This is a genomic window from Arcanobacterium hippocoleae (genome assembly GCF_040360365.1).
Classification (GTDB): Bacteria; Actinomycetota; Actinomycetes; order Actinomycetales; family Actinomycetaceae; genus Arcanobacterium_A; species Arcanobacterium_A hippocoleae_A.
In genome coordinates this window covers 85,541-103,142 of record NZ_CP136412.1, presented here as the reverse complement: position 1 = coordinate 103,142, position 17,602 = coordinate 85,541, and the positions used below count along the sequence as shown (strand labels likewise).

Annotated in this window: 18 protein-coding genes and 1 riboswitch; of the genes, 2 read left to right on the top strand and 16 right to left on the bottom strand. The window is 47.8% G+C overall.

Translation table 11 applies throughout. From position 1 onward, the window contains the following. Nucleotides 1-17: 17 nt before the first annotated feature. From RQN30_RS00585 to RQN30_RS00515, 15 genes are all read right to left on the bottom strand, one after another. A complete protein-coding gene (locus RQN30_RS00585) occupies nucleotides 18-3,815 on the bottom strand; it encodes a phosphoribosylformylglycinamidine synthase (RefSeq protein ID WP_353060824.1) in 3,798 nt (1,265 codons plus the stop codon). Then, nucleotides 3,812-5,002 carry a phosphoribosylamine--glycine ligase gene (gene purD / locus RQN30_RS00580; RefSeq protein ID WP_353060823.1) on the bottom strand — a complete coding sequence of 397 codons (1,191 nt, stop codon included), beginning with the start codon at nucleotides 5,000-5,002 and terminating at the stop codon, nucleotides 3,812-3,814. The genes RQN30_RS00585 and purD overlap by 4 nt, the downstream gene beginning before the upstream one ends. Before the next feature lie 148 nt (nucleotides 5,003-5,150). After that, a complete protein-coding gene (locus RQN30_RS00575) occupies nucleotides 5,151-6,035 on the bottom strand; it encodes a phosphoribosylaminoimidazolecarboxamide formyltransferase (protein ID WP_353060822.1) in 885 nt (294 codons plus the stop codon). Further along, nucleotides 5,948-6,334 carry a hypothetical protein gene (locus tag RQN30_RS00570; RefSeq protein WP_353060821.1) on the bottom strand — a complete coding sequence of 129 codons (387 nt, stop codon included), beginning with the start codon at nucleotides 6,332-6,334 and terminating at the stop codon, nucleotides 5,948-5,950. Before RQN30_RS00570 ends, RQN30_RS00575 begins: the two co-directional genes overlap by 88 nt. 63 nt (nucleotides 6,335-6,397) lie before the next feature. Next, on the bottom strand, nucleotides 6,398-7,096 hold the full coding sequence (locus tag RQN30_RS00565; protein ID WP_353060820.1) for an IMP cyclohydrolase: 699 nt from the start codon (nucleotides 7,094-7,096) through the stop codon (nucleotides 6,398-6,400). A 70-nt stretch (nucleotides 7,097-7,166) separates the two neighbouring features. Beyond that, nucleotides 7,167-7,802 (bottom strand): phosphoribosylglycinamide formyltransferase, encoded by a 636-nt coding sequence (purN, locus tag RQN30_RS00560; RefSeq protein WP_353060819.1) that lies wholly within the window; start codon nucleotides 7,800-7,802, stop codon nucleotides 7,167-7,169. Between the two features lie 65 nt (nucleotides 7,803-7,867). After that, the gene (gene purM / locus RQN30_RS00555; protein WP_353060818.1) at nucleotides 7,868-8,911 is read right to left on the bottom strand and encodes a phosphoribosylformylglycinamidine cyclo-ligase; all 1,044 of its coding nucleotides are present in this window, start codon (nucleotides 8,909-8,911) and stop codon (nucleotides 7,868-7,870) included. A gap of 126 nt (nucleotides 8,912-9,037) precedes the next feature. Next, nucleotides 9,038-10,408, bottom strand: a complete 1,371-nt coding sequence (locus tag RQN30_RS00550; RefSeq protein ID WP_353060817.1) for an amidophosphoribosyltransferase — start codon at nucleotides 10,406-10,408, stop codon at nucleotides 9,038-9,040. 125 nt (nucleotides 10,409-10,533) lie between these two features. After that, a complete protein-coding gene (gene purE / locus RQN30_RS00545; RefSeq protein WP_353060816.1) occupies nucleotides 10,534-11,223 on the bottom strand; it encodes a 5-(carboxyamino)imidazole ribonucleotide mutase in 690 nt (229 codons plus the stop codon). A 57-nt stretch (nucleotides 11,224-11,280) separates the two neighbouring features. Beyond that, nucleotides 11,281-11,363, bottom strand: a riboswitch (ZMP/ZTP riboswitch). 133 nt (nucleotides 11,364-11,496) lie between these two features. Continuing rightward, on the bottom strand, nucleotides 11,497-11,862 hold the full coding sequence (locus tag RQN30_RS00540; RefSeq protein WP_353060815.1) for an NUDIX domain-containing protein: 366 nt from the start codon (nucleotides 11,860-11,862) through the stop codon (nucleotides 11,497-11,499). Continuing rightward, nucleotides 11,859-12,143: an NUDIX hydrolase N-terminal domain-containing protein gene (locus tag RQN30_RS00535; protein WP_353060814.1), complete on the bottom strand. Its 285-nt coding sequence runs from the start codon at nucleotides 12,141-12,143 to the stop codon at nucleotides 11,859-11,861. Before RQN30_RS00535 ends, RQN30_RS00540 begins: the two co-directional genes overlap by 4 nt. Before the next feature lie 105 nt (nucleotides 12,144-12,248). Then, nucleotides 12,249-13,523 (bottom strand): class I SAM-dependent RNA methyltransferase, encoded by a 1,275-nt coding sequence (locus RQN30_RS00530; protein ID WP_353060813.1) that lies wholly within the window; start codon nucleotides 13,521-13,523, stop codon nucleotides 12,249-12,251. Nucleotides 13,524-13,596: 73 nt separating this feature from the next. After that, entirely contained in the window at nucleotides 13,597-14,181 is a 585-nt protein-coding gene (locus RQN30_RS00525; protein WP_353060812.1) for a hypothetical protein, read from the bottom strand. Further along, nucleotides 14,181-15,218, bottom strand: a complete 1,038-nt coding sequence (locus RQN30_RS00520) for a hypothetical protein (RefSeq protein WP_353060811.1) — start codon at nucleotides 15,216-15,218, stop codon at nucleotides 14,181-14,183. The genes RQN30_RS00525 and RQN30_RS00520 overlap by 1 nt, the downstream gene beginning before the upstream one ends. Before the next feature lie 20 nt (nucleotides 15,219-15,238). Next, on the bottom strand, nucleotides 15,239-15,403 hold the full coding sequence (locus RQN30_RS00515; RefSeq protein ID WP_353060810.1) for a hypothetical protein: 165 nt from the start codon (nucleotides 15,401-15,403) through the stop codon (nucleotides 15,239-15,241). Between the two features lie 60 nt (nucleotides 15,404-15,463). Between RQN30_RS00515 and RQN30_RS00510 the strand changes: the two genes are divergently transcribed. Together RQN30_RS00510 and RQN30_RS00505 are read left to right on the top strand one after the other, a co-directional pair. Continuing rightward, entirely contained in the window at nucleotides 15,464-16,117 is a 654-nt protein-coding gene (locus RQN30_RS00510; RefSeq protein ID WP_353060809.1) for a potassium channel family protein, read from the top strand. Then, a complete protein-coding gene (locus RQN30_RS00505) occupies nucleotides 16,114-16,815 on the top strand; it encodes a potassium channel family protein (RefSeq protein WP_353060808.1) in 702 nt (233 codons plus the stop codon). The genes RQN30_RS00510 and RQN30_RS00505 overlap by 4 nt, the downstream gene beginning before the upstream one ends. 46 nt (nucleotides 16,816-16,861) lie before the next feature. Here RQN30_RS00505 and RQN30_RS00500 read toward each other — a convergent pair whose 3' ends face one another. Continuing rightward, the gene (locus RQN30_RS00500) at nucleotides 16,862-17,593 is read right to left on the bottom strand and encodes a DUF3159 domain-containing protein (protein WP_353060807.1); all 732 of its coding nucleotides are present in this window, start codon (nucleotides 17,591-17,593) and stop codon (nucleotides 16,862-16,864) included. Between the last annotated feature and the right edge of the window lie 9 nt (nucleotides 17,594-17,602).

Below are 17,602 nucleotides of genomic sequence, written 5' to 3'. Positions count from 1 at the left end.
GTTACTTTCTGAAGTATTTACTTCCGGAAGTATGCAACAGCGGAAGCGAAAATCTGCATATCGTAATTTCCCGGTACATTCGCATAAGTACCGTCTGAGAAACGTTCAGCATGCCCCATTTTGCCGAATACACGCCCGTTATCAGAAACGATTCCCTCGATTGCCAATAGCGAATTATTCGGATTAAATTCGATTGCCGATGTCGGCACACCCGCAAAAGTTACATACTGGGTTGCCACATTCTTTGCTGCTACTTCTCCGACGATTCGTCCTTCACCATGTGAAATCGGCACTTGATAAATCTCGCCAAGTGAAACTTTTTGCATCCATGGACTGGTGTTATTACATACACGCACATTCACAATTGAAGACTGGTGGCGTTTAATATGATTATGCGTGAGTGTCGCCATTTGCGGATTTGGTTCCACAATCTTTCCGTACGGCAATAGCCCGAGTTTAATCAGCGCCTGGAAACCATTGCAGATTCCGCCAATTAACCCTTCGCGTTCATCGAGCAACGCTGTAATTTCACGCGCAACTTTTTCATTCCGCATAAAAGAGGTGATGAATTTTGCCGATCCGTCTGGTTCATCTCCGCCCGAGAATCCGCCAGGAATAAAAAGAATTTGGGATTGGCGCAGCTTCGCAGCGAATTCGTCAATACTTGCTTCAATTGCGGAAACCGTCAGATTCTTAATCACCAGAATTTCTGGTTGTGCGCCAGCTTTTTCCCATGCCCGAGCGGTATCAAATTCACAGTTCGTACCAGGAAACACTGGAATTAAAACCCGCGGATTCGCAATGGCTTCCCCGCTGTATTTAACCGGCTCCCCGCTGTTTTCAATCGGTGCATATTCTGCTTCGCCAATATGCTCATCAGCAGCATGTACATGATAGACCGGCTCAAGTTTTGCTTCATAAGCACGCTGTATCCGGGCAATATCAGCCGTTTGCCCGCCAATGCGCAATTCGTATTCATTAACGACGGTACCGACTTCGCAAATCTCAAGCAAATCAGATGCTGCACCCGAATCAATACTATTTTCCCGCCCGTTAGCAGGCACGGTCAGGGCAGAAAGATTTTGCGCAGCTATTAAGAATCCGCCGCAAATATTTGCAAAACCGTGCGAGTTAGCGTAATCAGCAGTAAAGTCAGCAGCAAACTCTATGCCGAGCCGATTGCCGAGCGCCATCTTAAATGCTGCTTCGAAAATTGAAGCGCCGGTGAGTGAATACGCCGCGGTTACACCGCCGTTAGCGAAAAGCTGTGCCGCTTGTTGGAAGTAAGCTTTCGTAATCCCGGCACCCGCACCGGTATTTGCGCCGGTATTTGAATCTGCACTGGGATTCGCACGCGGCTTTACAAGATACAGCTTCTCCCCTGCCTGTTTCAGCTCCGGCGAAATTACGCCGCCGAGTTTCGCCAGTGAGACAGCAAAAGAAACAAGAGTCGGGATAACTTCAAGTTCTTCGAAAGTACCGCTCATGGAATCTTTACCGCCGATTGCCGCCATTTCCAAATCTATCTGGGCTTGGAATGCACCCATTAGTGCTGTAAACGGCAATCCCCATTTTTCAGGATCAGCTTTTAACGACGGGAAGTACTCTTGGAAACTCAAATGTACTTGCTCCGGATCTGCTCCGACTGCGATTAGTTTCGCAACCGAATCAATCACTGCCTCGTATGCACCCCGATACGGGTCGGATTTGCTTACTTCCGGATTAAATCCGAATGCCATTACCGAGCAGCTATTCGTTTCCCCGTTCAAAACTGGGAATTTGTGTACCATTGCTTGCGTCGGTGTCTTTTGATATTTTCCGCCTAACGGCATGAGTACCGTATTGGCGCCTATTGTGGAATCGAACTGCTGAATTAATCCTTCTTTTGAACAGTGGTTCAAATCTTGTACTAATTCGCTGATCCGTTCACGCCAATCTGCTGCTTGCACAGTTTGAGTTTCCGCAGATGTTTGTGCCGAAAAATCAGGCACTTTCACATTCATTTGCTTCGGTGCGCCGTTCGTATCAAGGAAAGAACGCGCAATCCGCACTACTTCCTGCCCTTGATAACTCATTACGAGCACTGGATCTGCAGTGACATTTGCGACCACCGCATACCGCAGATTTTCTGCATCGCAGTAATGTGCAAGCGCCGGCAAATCGTTCGGGGCAATTACCAGCGCCATTCGCTCTTGAGATTCGCTCACCGCAATCTCAGTAGCATTCAATCCCTCATACTTTTTATATACTGCGTCGAGGTGAATATCTAAACCGTCGGCGAGTTCCCCAACAGCCACACAAACGCCGCCGGCTCCGAAATCGTTACACTTTTTTACGAGTTTTGTCACTTCTGGGCGGCGGAATAACCGCTGCAGTTTCCGTTCTTCCGGCGCGTTTCCTTTCTGTACTTGCGCCCCGCTTTCCGCCACAGATTCAAGATTATGCGCACGTGAAGATCCGGTTGCTCCGCCGATTCCGTCACGTCCGGTCGCTCCGCCAACTAACACCACGATATCGCCTGCCGCCGGTTTTTCACGCTTAATATTACTGCGCTTAACCGCACCAAGCACACCGCCGATTTCGAGACGTTTTGCGGCATAAGACGGATCGTAGACTTCGTCAATAAAAGATGTGGCAAGTCCGATTTGGTTCCCATAAGAAGAGTATCCGTCGGCAGCGGTGGTGACAATCTTCCGCTGCGGAAGTTTCCCGGCAAGAGTGTCTGCAAGTTCCGTAAGCGGGTTAGCTGCGCCGGTGACACGCATTGCCGCGTATACGTAAGCACGCCCGGAAAGCGGATCGCGGATTGCACCGCCGATACAGGTGGCTGCCCCGCCAAATGGTTCAATTTCGGTTGGATGATTGTGTGTTTCGTTTTTGAAAAGCAGCAGCCATTCCTCATCTTTTCCATCGACATCAATCGTAACTTTAATCGTGCAAGCATTGATTTCATCTGACTCATCGAGCTGCGAAAGCTTTCCGGCGCGTTTGAGCTGCTTCATTGCCATTGTTGCAATGTTCATCAGTGTCACTGGGCGTTCAGGATTTATTTCTCGCTTCACTGCAAGATAAGAATCATAAGTGTGCGCCACACGCGAATCAGCAATTTCGATATTTTCAAGCGCAGTATTGAATGTGGTGTGCCGGCAATGGTCAGACCAGTAAGTGTCAATCACTTTCAGCTCGGTCTCGGTAGGTTCGCGGTTAACCGACTGAAAATAGCTTTGCACGAGCTGTAAATCAGCTAAGTCCATCGCGCAGGCGTTATCTTCCAGATAAGCCGTGAGCGCTGCGGTATCGAAGCTGTTAAAACCGCTGACGGTTGGCACCGGATCCGGCGGGACAGTTTTCAGCTCAAGTGTTTGCGGTTTTTCCAGCCCGACTTCGTGCGAATCAACCGGGTTAATCAGATAGTTTTTAATTTGCGCAATATCTTGCGCACTCAATGCGCCGGAAAGAATATACACACAGGTATAATTCACCAGCGGTTTTACTGTTTGTGCAAGCATCTGAATACATACAGCCGCACTGTCTGCACGCTGATCGTATTGCCCTGGCAGATAGCTTACCGCAAATACAGTATCGTTTTCAGCTATTTTCAGTTCCGTAAAATAATCATCGAGCGGCGGCTGGGCAAACACATTCGTGACTGCCGCATTGAAAACTTCTTCACTCACGCCTTCGACATCGTAACAATTCACAATCCGTAAATCTTTCAGCGTGTTAATCCCGAGAAAGTCCTGCAATTGCGCAGTTAAAGCTGCCGCACTTGGGTTGGTTTCAGTCTTTGCTTCCACATAAATTCGGTAAATCATTTTCCTGCCTCAATCTTGAGTGCCTGCGCGCCGATATCGGTGCGGTAATGGCTTTGTGCAAACTTTACTTCGCGAACATTTTCGTAAGCATTATCGACGGCACTTCGCAACGTTTCACCGAAACCAAGCACATTCAATACCCGCCCGCCATTGCTTAACAGCTTACCTGCCGGGCCGTGTTTTACACCGGCAAAAACAATATTGTCAGCTGCTTTCTCGGAATACGAAATCTCGTTTCCTTTTGCCGGATTTTCCGGATATCCGGCTCCTGCCATTACCACGCATGCAGCGCTGCGCGAATCAGATTCGATGGTTTTACTGCTCAGTTCAGCACGCGAGACTGCCTGGAAAATTTCGAGCAAATTTCCTTTCAGCAGCGGAAGTACAACTTGTGTTTCCGGATCTCCAAAACGTGCATTATATTCAATAACTTTCATCCCGTTTTTTGTGAGCATTAAACCGAAATAGAGGCAGCCGCGGAAATCAAGCCCGTCTTTTTGCAGTCCGGCAAGAGTTGGCAGCATAATTTTTTCGGCAAATTCTGCTGCAGCTTCTGCGGTGAATACTGGATTTGGGGCAATCACACCCATGCCGCCAGTATTCGGTCCGGTATCTCCGTCGAAAATTCGCTTATGGTCCATTGAAGAAACCATCGGCTGAATTGATTTGCCGTCGCAGAAAGTAAGTACTGAAATCTCGGGACCGGTTAAAAATTCTTCAATCACCACGCTTGCTGAAGAATCACCATATTTATGGTCAAGCATAAAATCACGCAAAGTCTGCGCTGCCTGGGAAAAATCAGTGACGATTGCAACGCCTTTGCCAAGTGCCAGCCCGTCGGCTTTAATTACAAGCGGATAAGCAGATTTGCGCGCATATTCGAGTGCCGCATTAAAATCGGCAAAATGCTGATAGGCAGCAGTTGGAATGCTGTGGCGTGCCATAAATTCTTTCGCAAAGCTCTTTGATCCTTCAAGCATTGCAGCTGCTTTCCGCGGTCCGAAACATTCGATTCCGGCGTCTTCCAGTACATCCACCATTCCCAGCACGAGCGGATCATCTGGAGTGACAACACAAAAATCAATTTTCTCACGCCGGCAAAATTCTTCTACACCAGCAATATCCGTAGCTCCGATTTCGGGGTGCACCGCGGCGAAATCTTCCATTGCCGCATTCCCCGGCAGCATGTGGAGTTCAAGGTCTGGATTTGTTTCGAGCAGTTTTTCGCAATCGCATATTCGCGGCCGCCGCTGCCGATGATACTCAATTTCATTGAAATTTTCTTCCTCAAAAATATTTTGAATCCGTTTTCCAGTAATACCATCAATACTGATTTTAGTGATGGAATAGCCGCAAACCGTTAAATGCCATCACCATATTGTGCGCGTTGCACTCTGCAATCACCGCGTCATCGCGGATTGAACCGCCGGGCTGCGCCACATATGAAACGCCGCTTTTTGCTGCCCGTTTAATATTGTCGGAAAATGGGAAGAATGCGTCTGAGGTTAAGCTTACGCCTTTAATCTGCGCCAAATATTCAGCTTTTGTTTGTGCATCAAGCACCGGAGGCTGCGCCGTAAAATAACGCTGCCAAATACCGTCGGCGCAAACGTCCGCTTCATTTTGGTTGATATATCCGTCAATCACGTTATCTCGGTCTGCACGGCGTAAGTCTGCTTTGAATGGAAGATTTAAAACCAGCGGATGCTGGCGTAAAAACCACGTATCTGCTTTCGAACCGGCGAGACGGGTGCAGTGAATCCGTGACTGCTGCCCGGCTCCCACACCGATTGCCTGTCCGTCATAAGAAAAACAAACCGAGTTCGACTGCGTATATTTCAAAGTAATTAGCCCCAGAACCAAATCAAGCTTTGCCTGTGCCGGCAAATCTTTATTTTCCGTCACAATATTTTCCAGCAGTAATTCGTTAATTTCTGCGTCATTTCGCCCTTGATGGAAGCTGATTCCGAAAACGGTCTTGATTTCAGCGGCTGCCGGTTCATAATTTGGGTCGATTTCCAGCACCGTATAGTTTCCGCCGCGCTTTTCCTGCAAAATTTCCAGTGCTTTCGGTTCATATCCTGGAGCGATTACACCATCGGAAACTTCGCGTTTAATTAGCTGCGCTGTAGTTACATCGCAAATATCGGAAAGCGCGACGAAATCGCCGAATGAGCAAAGCCGGTCAGTTCCGCGTGCGCGCGCATAAGCACATGCCAATGGAAAATTATCAAGATCAGGAATATCATCAGTGAAAACAGCTTTTTCAAATCAGCAGAAAGCGGTTTGCCAACAGCAGCGGAAGTCGGCGATACATGCTTGAAAGAAGCAGCGCAAGGAAGTCCGGAAGCTGCGCGCAGTTCACGTACCAGCTGCCACGAGTTTAACGCGTCAAGCAGATTAATATATCCGGGTTTGCCGTTCCGCACTTTCAGCGGAAGTTCACTACCGTCAGCCATATTGATATTTGCGGGTTTCTGATGCGGGTTATTTCCGTACTTTAATTCCAATGATTTCATGATTCATGCTTCACTTTTCAGATTTGTTTTGAATTTTATTTATTCCGCCGACGGCATTATGTTTTACTCGCCGTTGTGTTTGTTAAAAATGCGTATCGAACGCATTTCATGTGTCTTTAGATCCAGCACGCATTCAAGCAGTGAAATCTTGTAGTCCGGATTAATTGCATTCCAGACTTTTTCTCCGAGATCTTGCTGATATGCGAATGAGACAGGTTCGCCGGCAAAACTTGGCAGCGGATCTGCATCGTCGATATAGGTGTGGATGCAATGCCCGGCGCCAGGCACATACGGATATGCGAAATTGAAATGAACAGATTGTGTTCCGTCGGTAACTGCTGCTTTCGTAATGTGCAGCTCGTACCCCGCAGGTGCAGTAATCAGCGAAATACGCGGAGTGAAATTTGGCGCATCCGGCTCGCATTCGCGCGTTTTTAATGCAGCAAATGCGCTCTTACCAGCTTTTAGTCCATCGTAAATCGTTGCGGTTTGGTCACCGTTAGTCACAATATGGTGTTCTCCCAAATGCTGGTAGACCGGGTAAATAATTAAACTCGGATCTTCCAGTTTTGACTCGTCAAAAGCCTGGGTGCGCACAATTTCGCCGTCTTGAGCGAAAATCCGGTTTTGGCTATTTGCTGAGCGCCCCATAATAAAATATATGATTACCGCGCTGCCGCCGGCTGGATCTGCGGCAATTGCCAGTGTGCGCCCAGGATAGGTTTTCGCACCAAGATATTCAGGAAGTGATTTATTTGTCATATTCTTGCTCGTTTCTGCGGGAAGCTGTTTTCTCGGGTTCTGTTATCGGATTTTATTTAGTACTCGCGGTTTAATGCGCTGCAGCTGTGCGCTGCCGCTGGTTTACAATTTCTGCGCAAAGCTGTTCAATTGTGCGCGGGAAAATCACGTGTTCAACTTCGTGCAAAATTCGCTCCTGCAGCACTTCCGGAGTGTCAGTTTCCAGCACCGGCACAGTTTCCTGCGCCAAGATTTGCCCGCCGTCGCACACCTCATTTACAAGATGCACTGTGGCACCCGAGATTTTCACGCCCGCAGCAATTGCAGCCTGATGCACCCGCAAACCATAGAAGCCTTCACCGGAAAATGCGGGAATTAACGACGGATGAATATTTACGATTCGGCACGGGCAGCGCTGAATAAAATCAGCACTCAAAATCGCCATAAATCCAGCTAACACTACAAGCTCGATTTCATGCTCGCGCAGCAAACGCAATAGTTCGGCTTCAAATACCGGCTTATTTCCCCGATATTCAGCGCCGGCTAACACTGCGGTTTCGATTCCGGCAGATTTTGCCCGCTCAATTCCGAATGCTCCGGCACGGTTGCTCACCACTAAATCGATAACGGTATGCGTGAGCTTTCCGGAAGCAATGCCGTCGATAATTGCCTGCAGATTCGTTCCGCCGCCGGAAATCAGCACCGCAACTTTCGCTTTACCCGCCATTTCGCAAATCACCTTGTTTCAAATAACTTTCCATCATTGTTGTAAAATCTGAGAAATCGCGGAAATTACGCAAATTCTACAAGCGTCTGCGACTGCACCACATGCCCGAGAACATAAGCTGTTTCACCGCTTGCCGCAAGGATTTCAATTATTTCCGCCGCATTTTCCGCAGCTGCAATGATAGTCATGCCCACACCCATATTGAACGTATTGAACATATCGTGTTCGCTAATCCCGCCGGTTTCTTGAATCAACTTAAAAATCGGCAATATTTGCAGCGCATCACGATTAATAACCACGCCGTGCCCTGCCGGCAGTGAACGCGGAATATTTTCATAGAAACCGCCGCCGGTAATATGCGCCAGTGATTTCACCAGCTTGCGTGCAAGCAGTTCACTCACCGGCTTAACATAAATTTTGGTTGGCGTGAGGAGCACTTCCCCGAGTGTTTTCCCGCCAAGTTGTGCATATTCCTGTTCCAGCACAGTACGGTCAGTAATATCAAAAACTTTCCGGACAAGGGAGAATCCATTCGAGTGAACTCCGGAGCTGGCAATTCCAATCAGCACATCCCCGGCATTAACGTTGTTCTGATCAAGCACATCCGCACGGTCGACCAAACCGTTACAAAAACCTGCTAAATCATATTCGTCTTCCGGATAGAAACCCGGCATTTCCGCTGTTTCACCGCCGACAAGCGGAATCCCCGACTGTTTGCATCCTGCAGTTACGCCTTTGACAATCGCTTCGATTTTTTCTGGAAAATTCTTTCCGCACGCAATATAGTCAAGGAAATTAATCGGCTTTGCCCCCGCACAGAGCACGTCGTTTACACACATCGCCACACAATCAATACCGACGGTGTCATGTTTATCAAGCAAAAATGCAAGCTTCAGTTTAGTACCGACTCCGTCGGTCGCTGAAATAATGCATGGCTGTTTCATTCCGGCAATTTCCAGCGGAAGCATTCCGCCAAAACCAGCACTATCAAATTCATTACCGCCGGTCATTGTTTCTTTAATATGCTTTTGAATCCGCGAAACAACTTCATATCCTGCCTCGATATCCACACCAGCTTCTTTATAGCTCAAAGACTGTGAGTCACGCATTTTTCTTCCGCTCTTCCCGTGATTTATGCTGTGCCTTGTTTAATGATTTTGTTTAATGTTTTGCTTAACTTCAGATTTTTCTTTAGATTGCGCAGCTGAGGTAACTTTTGCAGCGCAATTAAATATCTATTTTTCTTCCGCTATCTGCGCTGGTTTTCCGAAAGCAGCTTTATCGCCATTCCAGCAGTAAGTGCAAAGCTTCTCCCGGTCGATTCCGATTGCTTTGATAATTCCGTCGAGAGATTGAAATTCGAGAGTGGTGAAATTAAACCGCTGTGCAAGATTTTCCCGAAGTTTCTTCCCGCGTTCAGTATTCGTATCAGCATATTCGTCGATATGCGCAAAACCGGCTTCACCTTCAAATTCCATAATAATCCGCCGGGTCACAAGCTCCATTTCAGAATTTGACGCGGAGAAATTCAGGAATGGACATGAGTACATCATTGGCGGGCAAGCCGAACGCATATGCACGTCCCGCGCCCCGTTTGCTTTCAAAAATTCCACTGTTTCACGCAGCTGTGTACCGCGCACAATCGAATCATCCACAAAAAGGACGTTCTTTCCGTCAATTAGTTCTTTTACCGGCACTTGCTTCATCTTTGCAATCCGATTGCGTGAACCTTGCAAATGCGGCATAAATGAACGCGACCATGTTGGAGTGTATTTAATATAGCAGCGGGCAAATTTTACGCCGCTGCCGAATGCGTAACCCATTGCGTGCGGGGTGCCGGAATCCGGTACTCCGCACACATAATCGAGCGATTCGAAAAGCTCGCTGCTGCTTTCGTTTTCCGCCATCACTTCACCATTGCGGTTGCGCATAATTTCAACGTTTACCCCTTCATAAGTGGAAGTTGGATAGCCGTAGTAATTCCACATGAATGAGCAAATTTTCATTTCTTCGCCTGGTTCGGCAAGCTGCCGCAAACCTGCAGGCTGAATTGCAACTATTTCATTTGGACCAAGTTCGTAATCGTATTCGTATCCAATCTTTTCGTACGCAAACGATTCGAAAGCAAGCGCATAGCCTTCACCGGAAGTATCTTTCCCAATAACAATCGGCAGGCGCCCAAGCCGGTCGCGCGAAGCAATCAGTGTCCCGTCGTCTTTTAACAAAACAAGATTGCAGGTACCTGTGATCCGGTTTTGCGCATACCGGATACCGTCGGTGAAATTGTCTTTCGTATTAATCAGTGCCGCCACCAGCTCAGTCGGGTTAATCCGCGAAGCACTGTGGGCGTTGAAATGGATTCCGTGCTGGTTTAAAAGCTCATCGCATAAGGCAGCAAGATTATTGATTACCCCCACGAAGCAAATTGCGTACGCACCTAAATGCGATGAGATGATCAGCGGAGACGGCGCATCATCAGCGATACAGCCAATTCCGGCAGTGCCGCGTGATTCTGCGAGAAAATCAGAAAAACGAGAACGGAAAGAATCTTTTTGAATACTGTGAATTTCACGCTGGAAGCCCAGCTCTTGATCCCAGAGCACCATTCCGGCACGATAATTACCTAAATGGCTGTGATAATCGGTACCGAAGAAAATTTCCTCCGCGATTTGCTGCCGAGATGTGAGAGCAAAAAACCACCCATGTGATAGTCCTTTCAGTGACGTAGTACTTAATTGCACCGATGTGCAGGTCTGGCTTGGTGAAAAATTTTTGGCTGTTGAAAATAGCTCAGAGCAAGTATCAGCGCTTCACTGAAAAATCTGGGAAGCTGAACTTTCTGCCTGCGCAAATTTTCTTTTTGCGGTTTTATCGGAACCTTTACCTGGCAGGCGGAAAGCTCCCAGGAAAAGGTGTGCTTCCCTATTGCACCGAAGAATATTCGGCTGTTATTTTTTATTTTTTCCAGAATCGCAGCGGTGTTCGCTTCGCGTTGGGTAAGTAGTTTTTCCGCAAGTTCACTGTCTGTGACTGCCAGGATTTGGCAGGCAAGGATTGCCGCGTTCTTTGCTCCATCAATCCCGACGGCTGCAACCGGAATCCCCGGAGGCATCATCACAGTAGAAAGCAGCGCGTCTATTCCGTCGAGCGCTTTTGCTGTGCATGGAATACCGATTACTGGAAGTACCGTGTTTGCAGCTAATACTCCGGCAAGGTGCGCCGCCATTCCAGCGGCAGCAATAATTACACCGTATCCGTTATTCTTTGCATTGCGGGCAAAATAAATTGCTTCATCCGGGGTGCGGTGTGCTGAGTACACATTTACTGTGAATTCGGCACCTATTTCATTCAGATAGTTAATCGCTTTTGCAATGACTGGCAAATCCGAATCGGATCCCATTACGATGCCGATTTTCTTCACAAATCCTCCAAGAATCCAGTTAAGAAGGGATAAAAAATGGGCGCACTCGTTTTGGTTCGATTGCACCCAGACGGACGATAGCTTTCGGTTCTGGCTTCATGTTGTTCATTCAACTCAAACCGTCAGTCACCAAAACCGTCTTACGTTCCTAATCTAGCAGCGAGTTTCATCAAAAGTCGAAATGAAATCAATTTATTTCATATTTCGATACAAATCAGCAATTTAAATTTCATAATCTGGAATACGCCGCAAAATAATGCGGGAACACACATTTTATCCGAATACTGTTTGCCAATTCGGATCTTTCACCGCACGGAAACAAAGCTTGATTTGTGCAATTGTCTGTTTTGCTTCGCAGATTTCCGGCAGCGCAAACTCCGTAAAATACTGTGCATCAAGAGTTTCAAGATTGGGAACAAAATTCCCGCCGAGCGATTTGCAAAGCACAAAAATCTTCACAATATTATGAATCCAAGTGTGCCCGGCACGATTATCACGAATCATCACTGCTGCCAAACGCTGCGGTTCCACATTCACCCCGGCTTCTTCCCACGCCTCTTTTACGGTGTTTGTAGCGACGGTTTCATCCACATCAACCCATCCTCCCGGCAGTGACCAAAGCCCGTTGTTTTCTTTCACAAGCAGAATTTTCTCCCCGCTCTCATCAAAAACAGCCGCACGGGTATCAAGTTTCGGCGTTTGATACCCGTCTTCATTACAAAAAGATTTTTCACCGTATCAAGCGAAATCTCCTCCGCTGAATAGGCAGCAAGCATTTCTGCTGAAATCTCACGAATCCGCTCATAACGTTCACGTTCAAACGCATTTTGCGTATACGAAAGCCCGGACTGCGCCAAAGCCTGCAGCTCTTTTGCCCAAGATAGCCACTGCGGTTCTGAAGGATAAAACGCACTGCTCATATTTCAAACCTGCTTTCACTGTAAAAAATTTCGGATTTTTGTTTCACCGCAGATTCCGGCCGTAAATTTGAAAGTTTCAAATGTTTAAAAAGTACGCACCAGTTTTCACGAAACTATACACACTGTCTCGACATAATGCGTATTGGGGAAAATATCGACGGCGGTAAAAGATTCAATTTTTCGTCCCGCCTTTAACAAAGCGCTGATATCGCGAGCCATCGATGCTGAGTCGCATGAAATAAGCGCAATCTTTTTCGCTTGTGACTGTCCAAGGATTTGCGCAGCAGCCGTGCCGAGTCCGGCACGCGGCGGATCTGCAATTACAAAATCAGCACCAGCAATCAACTCGCTAATATTTTCGGCATTAATATTTGCCGTATCTGCACTCGCCCAATCCATCATCCGCAAATTGTGTTTTGCAGCTGATACTGCAAGCTCATCACCCTCAAATGCACGGACTCCGCCAGCTGCACCAACAATATTTGCGCCAACCACGGAGAACAACCCAGATCCGGAGTATAAATCAACTAGCGTATCGCCTTTGCTCACTTCCAGACCGTCGAACACATGCGCGGCAAGCGCACTTGGCGCATTCTCATGAATCTGCCAGAAACTGCCGGCATTAATATCATATGAATACTGCTCGCCGCGATAGCTCACAATCTCACGAATTGCTGCGTTCCCCGGCATATCCGGCGCCGAAAAAACCTTTCCATCAATTACAGCAACCGGATCGCTGCCGCTCGGCGCAACAAGTCTAATTCGCTTTTTCACCGGCACAAACCCGTCCCACTTATCACCAAATAAATCCAAATCGCAAAGCCGGCGGGAAGCAAGCGGCATCTCCTGCAATGGTACAAGTTTGTTCGTCCGTAAAATATGCATTCCGACACCGGTTTTTAGTTTCAGCACATCAATTCGGGTGCGGTAATGCCATCCTTGAGCTTTCGGATCTTCCCGCAGTGAACCGTCACGCCCCTGCTCAGCACTTTTCACCGCAAACATTTCCGGAGAAAACTGCGATTCTGCTTCTTCTCCGCCAATGCGCCGCAGCTGATTTTGCAGCATCAGCGATTTCATCTGCCGCTGCACGCCTAAATCCATATGTCCGTAATCTGCAGCTCCGGTTGCTTCCACAGTGCCAAGATGCCATGGATGCGCAATCCGCCCCTTTGCAGGGAGCAGCACATCACGCACAATTGCACGATAAAGTTTTGCTTGCTTCTTCGTAATTTCCGCAATTACCCGTTCGCCAAGAATTGCACCGCGCACGAAAATCACTGCGTCACCATAACGGGCGATAAACTCGCCCCCATAAGCAACATCAATAATCTCCAGCTCAACCCGCGAGCCGACTTCCAGCTTCATCTCAACCGCCAATCTTTTGTTTCGCTGCCTTTAATCAATACACGTTCAGGCCAAATAATCAAAACCTGATCTGAAATCCAGCGAATCATTCATCATTTGCATCCGTATCAAGCAGGTAAGGCACTTCCAGAATCATCACATTTGATTCTCGGCGCAGCTCTGCCGCGATTCCCGGTGTATAAAACCTTGCAAAAAGCTGCGAAAGCGCATTCGCTCTCATTACACGCGGAATAATCACCGTAAGCGGCTCATGCGGATGCAATGCCCGGAAATCGCGCACAAATTCAATTACCGGACCGCGGAGTGCGCCGGCCGGAGTTCCAAGTACGGTTAAGCTCATTGAGATTTCCGCGTCTAACCAATCGTTGCGCAGCTGCCTGGTCCGGGTCGGGTCAATGTCTACACAAACTGCCTGGGTTGAAGCAAAACGCATTGCTTTTGCCCAATCTACAGCTTTCAAAGCAGCTTCATCTAACTGCGAAAGCAAAATTACGCCATGTGTTTTAGTTGGAATTTCGCGGTTTTCAAGAAAATCTTCAACATTTAATGCCCGCTTTACCCGTCCGCGCCCGAAACTGTAAAAACCCAATATCAGCACCGGACCAATCAGCATAAAAACTGTCCACAAAACCCATTTCACTGAAATGAGCAGAAAACTTAACGAAATCATCAGCAAAAAATCGAATATCCGCCAAAAATCAGCCGTAACCGCTTCGCCTCCCGGCGTTCAGCAGCTTCAAGCGAGATCCGTAAAATAGACTGCGAACGCGCAATCATTGCTAAACAGGTAATCAATGCGGTGAGGTAAGTAGCGAGAATAAAAACCATTGCCAGTGCGCGGGCCGTCGAAATATAGAAAGCAGCGCAAGCAGCAAGCGTGGCGACGGCAAGCACCACAAAACGCCGGCTATTGATTGAATCCTGCACCCCAAGCTTACGCGGAAGCAAACCTTCGAGAGCCATTTCGCGCAAAATCCGCGGCAGCTGCCAATAGGAACTAATCGTGAGCAGCGCCCCAAGCAACACTAAAACAATAATCACTGTCCGCCAGATCCAGGCAGGGAAAAGCAATATCGAAATTGCGATAATCGGTACCACATCAAGCTGATAGGGATGAAACAATATCACCGATATGTATATGGTTAGTGCGATTAAAACCATTATCGGCAAGAAAACCCGAATATTTCGATGCAAACGCACGCGGCGGTATTCCGGACTGACAAGAATCCGTTCGCCAAGCAAAATTATTGCAGCTGCAGGCAAACAAGCGGCAAGAAATGACTCAACTTGTGCTGTTAATGGAAAATTATTCCCCGTGCCTGCCGGATCCGCTTCCAAAATACTTGTACCGAATATCCCAGCTCCCATCACCTCCATAATCAAGGCGCCTGCGATAACTAAAGCGAAAATTATTATTGAAACCGCCGAAACCCAGGTAATTAATGCGGCAGCCCATTTTGGGCGTGCAAAAAGTGTCGGCAATGCGAATATAAACACCAAAACAGAAATCAGCCACGATTTGTAATCGTTCACTTGCAGTACAAACCGCAATGCGCCGATAATTACTTCAACGCCAAGCAGCACAATCATGGCATACGCCAAAAATTGCGCTGCACCTGCCGCGACTCCCATCGAAGCGCCAAGATAGTCGCTAACTACTTTCCGTGAAGTTTTTCGCGGAACTACCGCGTTTAGCTGGTGCAGCACCGCAACTGATACTGCGAATACTAAAAACCAAGGAATATTGGAAGAAAAACCTGAAACCCTGCTTCGGTGCCTGCCGTCGGGCGGAGCACAATTTGCGGCACTATTGCAATCATCGCGCAAAGCAAAATCCATGAAGCAGAGATTGCAAAACGCGGATGGAAATCCTGGTGTTTGTAAATCGACACACCAATAGGTTACGCTCTTGCAAACTTTAAGGTAGCGTTTAATACGTGCATTTCGTCATTATGGGATGTGGCCGGGTCGGGGCTTCGCTTGCTGTGAGTCTTGTCAATATGGGCCACTCAGTAGCAGTTATTGATAAAGATTCCGATTCTTTCCGCCGTTTGCCCGAAGATTTTCCCGGGCAAAGGGTAACTGGTGTCGGATTTGATAAAGACGCTTTGAAGCAGGCGGGAATTGAAGATGCAGCAGGTTTCGCAGCGGTTTCTTCCGGTGATAATTCGAATATTATTGCCGCGCGCGTGGTAAAAGATAGTTTTGGAATCCAAAATGTTGTCACCCGGATTTACGATGTTTCACGTGCTGATGTTTATGAGCGCCTTGGAATCGCTACGGTGCCGGCTGTGAAATGGACTGCCGAATCAATAATGCGCAAGCTGATAGAACTAGGCCCGTACGTAATTTTTCAGGATGCTGCGTATCAAATGTCGCTTTTTCTTGCTGATTTAGATCCTTCCTGGTTCGGCAATACCTGCGGCGATATTGAACGGATTACTGGCGGCAGAGTTGCGTATATCGGGCGGGCAGTTAAGGCAATCGCACCAAGTTCCGGATTAGTGCTGCAAGACGGAGATGAACTTTACCTGACCGCACCTTCGGATAAAGTCTTGAGTATTCAACGGATTCTAAATCACCCGGTAAATGAGGACGTACTATGAAAGTGATGATTGCCGGAGCAGGATCTGTTGGACGTTCAATTGCACAAGAACTTATTTCCCGCGGATACGCAGTTACGCTTATAGATTCCGATTCGCGGGCAATGCGGATTGCACGCGTCCCCAAAGCTAACTGGATTCTCGCTGACGCCTGCGAAATATCGACATTGCAAGACATTGCTTTGAACACTTTCGATGTGGTGGTTGCCGCTACCGGTGACGATAAAGCCAATCTGGTACTCGCGCTGCTGGCAAAAACAGAGTTTGGGGTACCGCAGGTAGTTGGCAGAGTAAATAACCCGTCAAACGAGTGGCTTTTTAATGACTCTTGGGGAATAGATTTTGCTGTTTCCACACCGCGAATTATGACAATGGTGATTGAAGACGCTGTCGCATCTGGAGAACTCACGAAAACCAGTGAATTTTATAATGGAGAATCTGCGTTATATCAGGCTGTAGTCTCTCCTGAATCAACCGTAGTGGGAAAGCGGGTAATTGATACAAACTTACCAGAGCCGTTCTTTATTTCCGGTATTGTTCGCGACGGCGTACCGCTGCAGGCACAGAACGCAATTCGAATCGCGGCCGAAGATAGATTGATTTTGATGGGATATCGGGCTACAGCGGAAGATGAAGCAGCCGTGTCAAAGATTTTCGGCGCATCGCACCGGAAATCCGAATCAGCTGAAAAAACGGAATAAAAGCCAGATCACACCAAAACCGAGAAAGTCTGCGGAAGCGCTGCTGTTAGCTGGATTTCGCAGCTGCTTCCATCGCTTCTGCAGAGCGGTAGATCAGCCAGGAAAACCAGACTGCGAGAGCAAAAAGCGGCAATCCCATTGCAAGCTTCGCAATCCCAAGCGCTTCTGTGGATCCGGAAAAATACAATGGCAGCTGCACCAGCAAACGCAGTGCGAAAACCATCACCCAAAGCCAGGTTAGCCGATAGTAGCAGCGCCGCATGATTGGCTGCACACCGCGCTTTCGCCATCCCATTCCTTCACCTTTGGCAAAAGCAATCGCCGCACCGACTAACGGCCATTTCACCGCTGCCGAGATGGCAAGTACCGCAAAATAAGCAATATTTACTAAAATTCCCCACAAAAATATATTGCTTGCTTCACCGGTGCGCCATGCAAGAACGACGGATATTACCATTGCAAGTAAGCCGCCAATTGCCGGAGAAATCGGAATCCGCTGAATTAACCGCACTAAAATAAACGCCGCACTGACAGCAAGTGAAAGTATTGCTGGAATCAAATGATCTTTGGCGATTACAAATCCTGCTAAAAACACTACCGTCGGAAGGATTGCTTCGAAAATTCCGCGCACACCCCCAACAGAGACCATTACATCGAAATCTTCACCAAGAATCATTCCCACCGTGCTGTTCGGATTAAGTCTAGTTTGCGGAAGAGTTCTGCTTTCCGCATCTGTTTTTGTTTTTTCCGGCTGCGGAGAATTTGTGTGGGAGTTCAAAACTTCTGC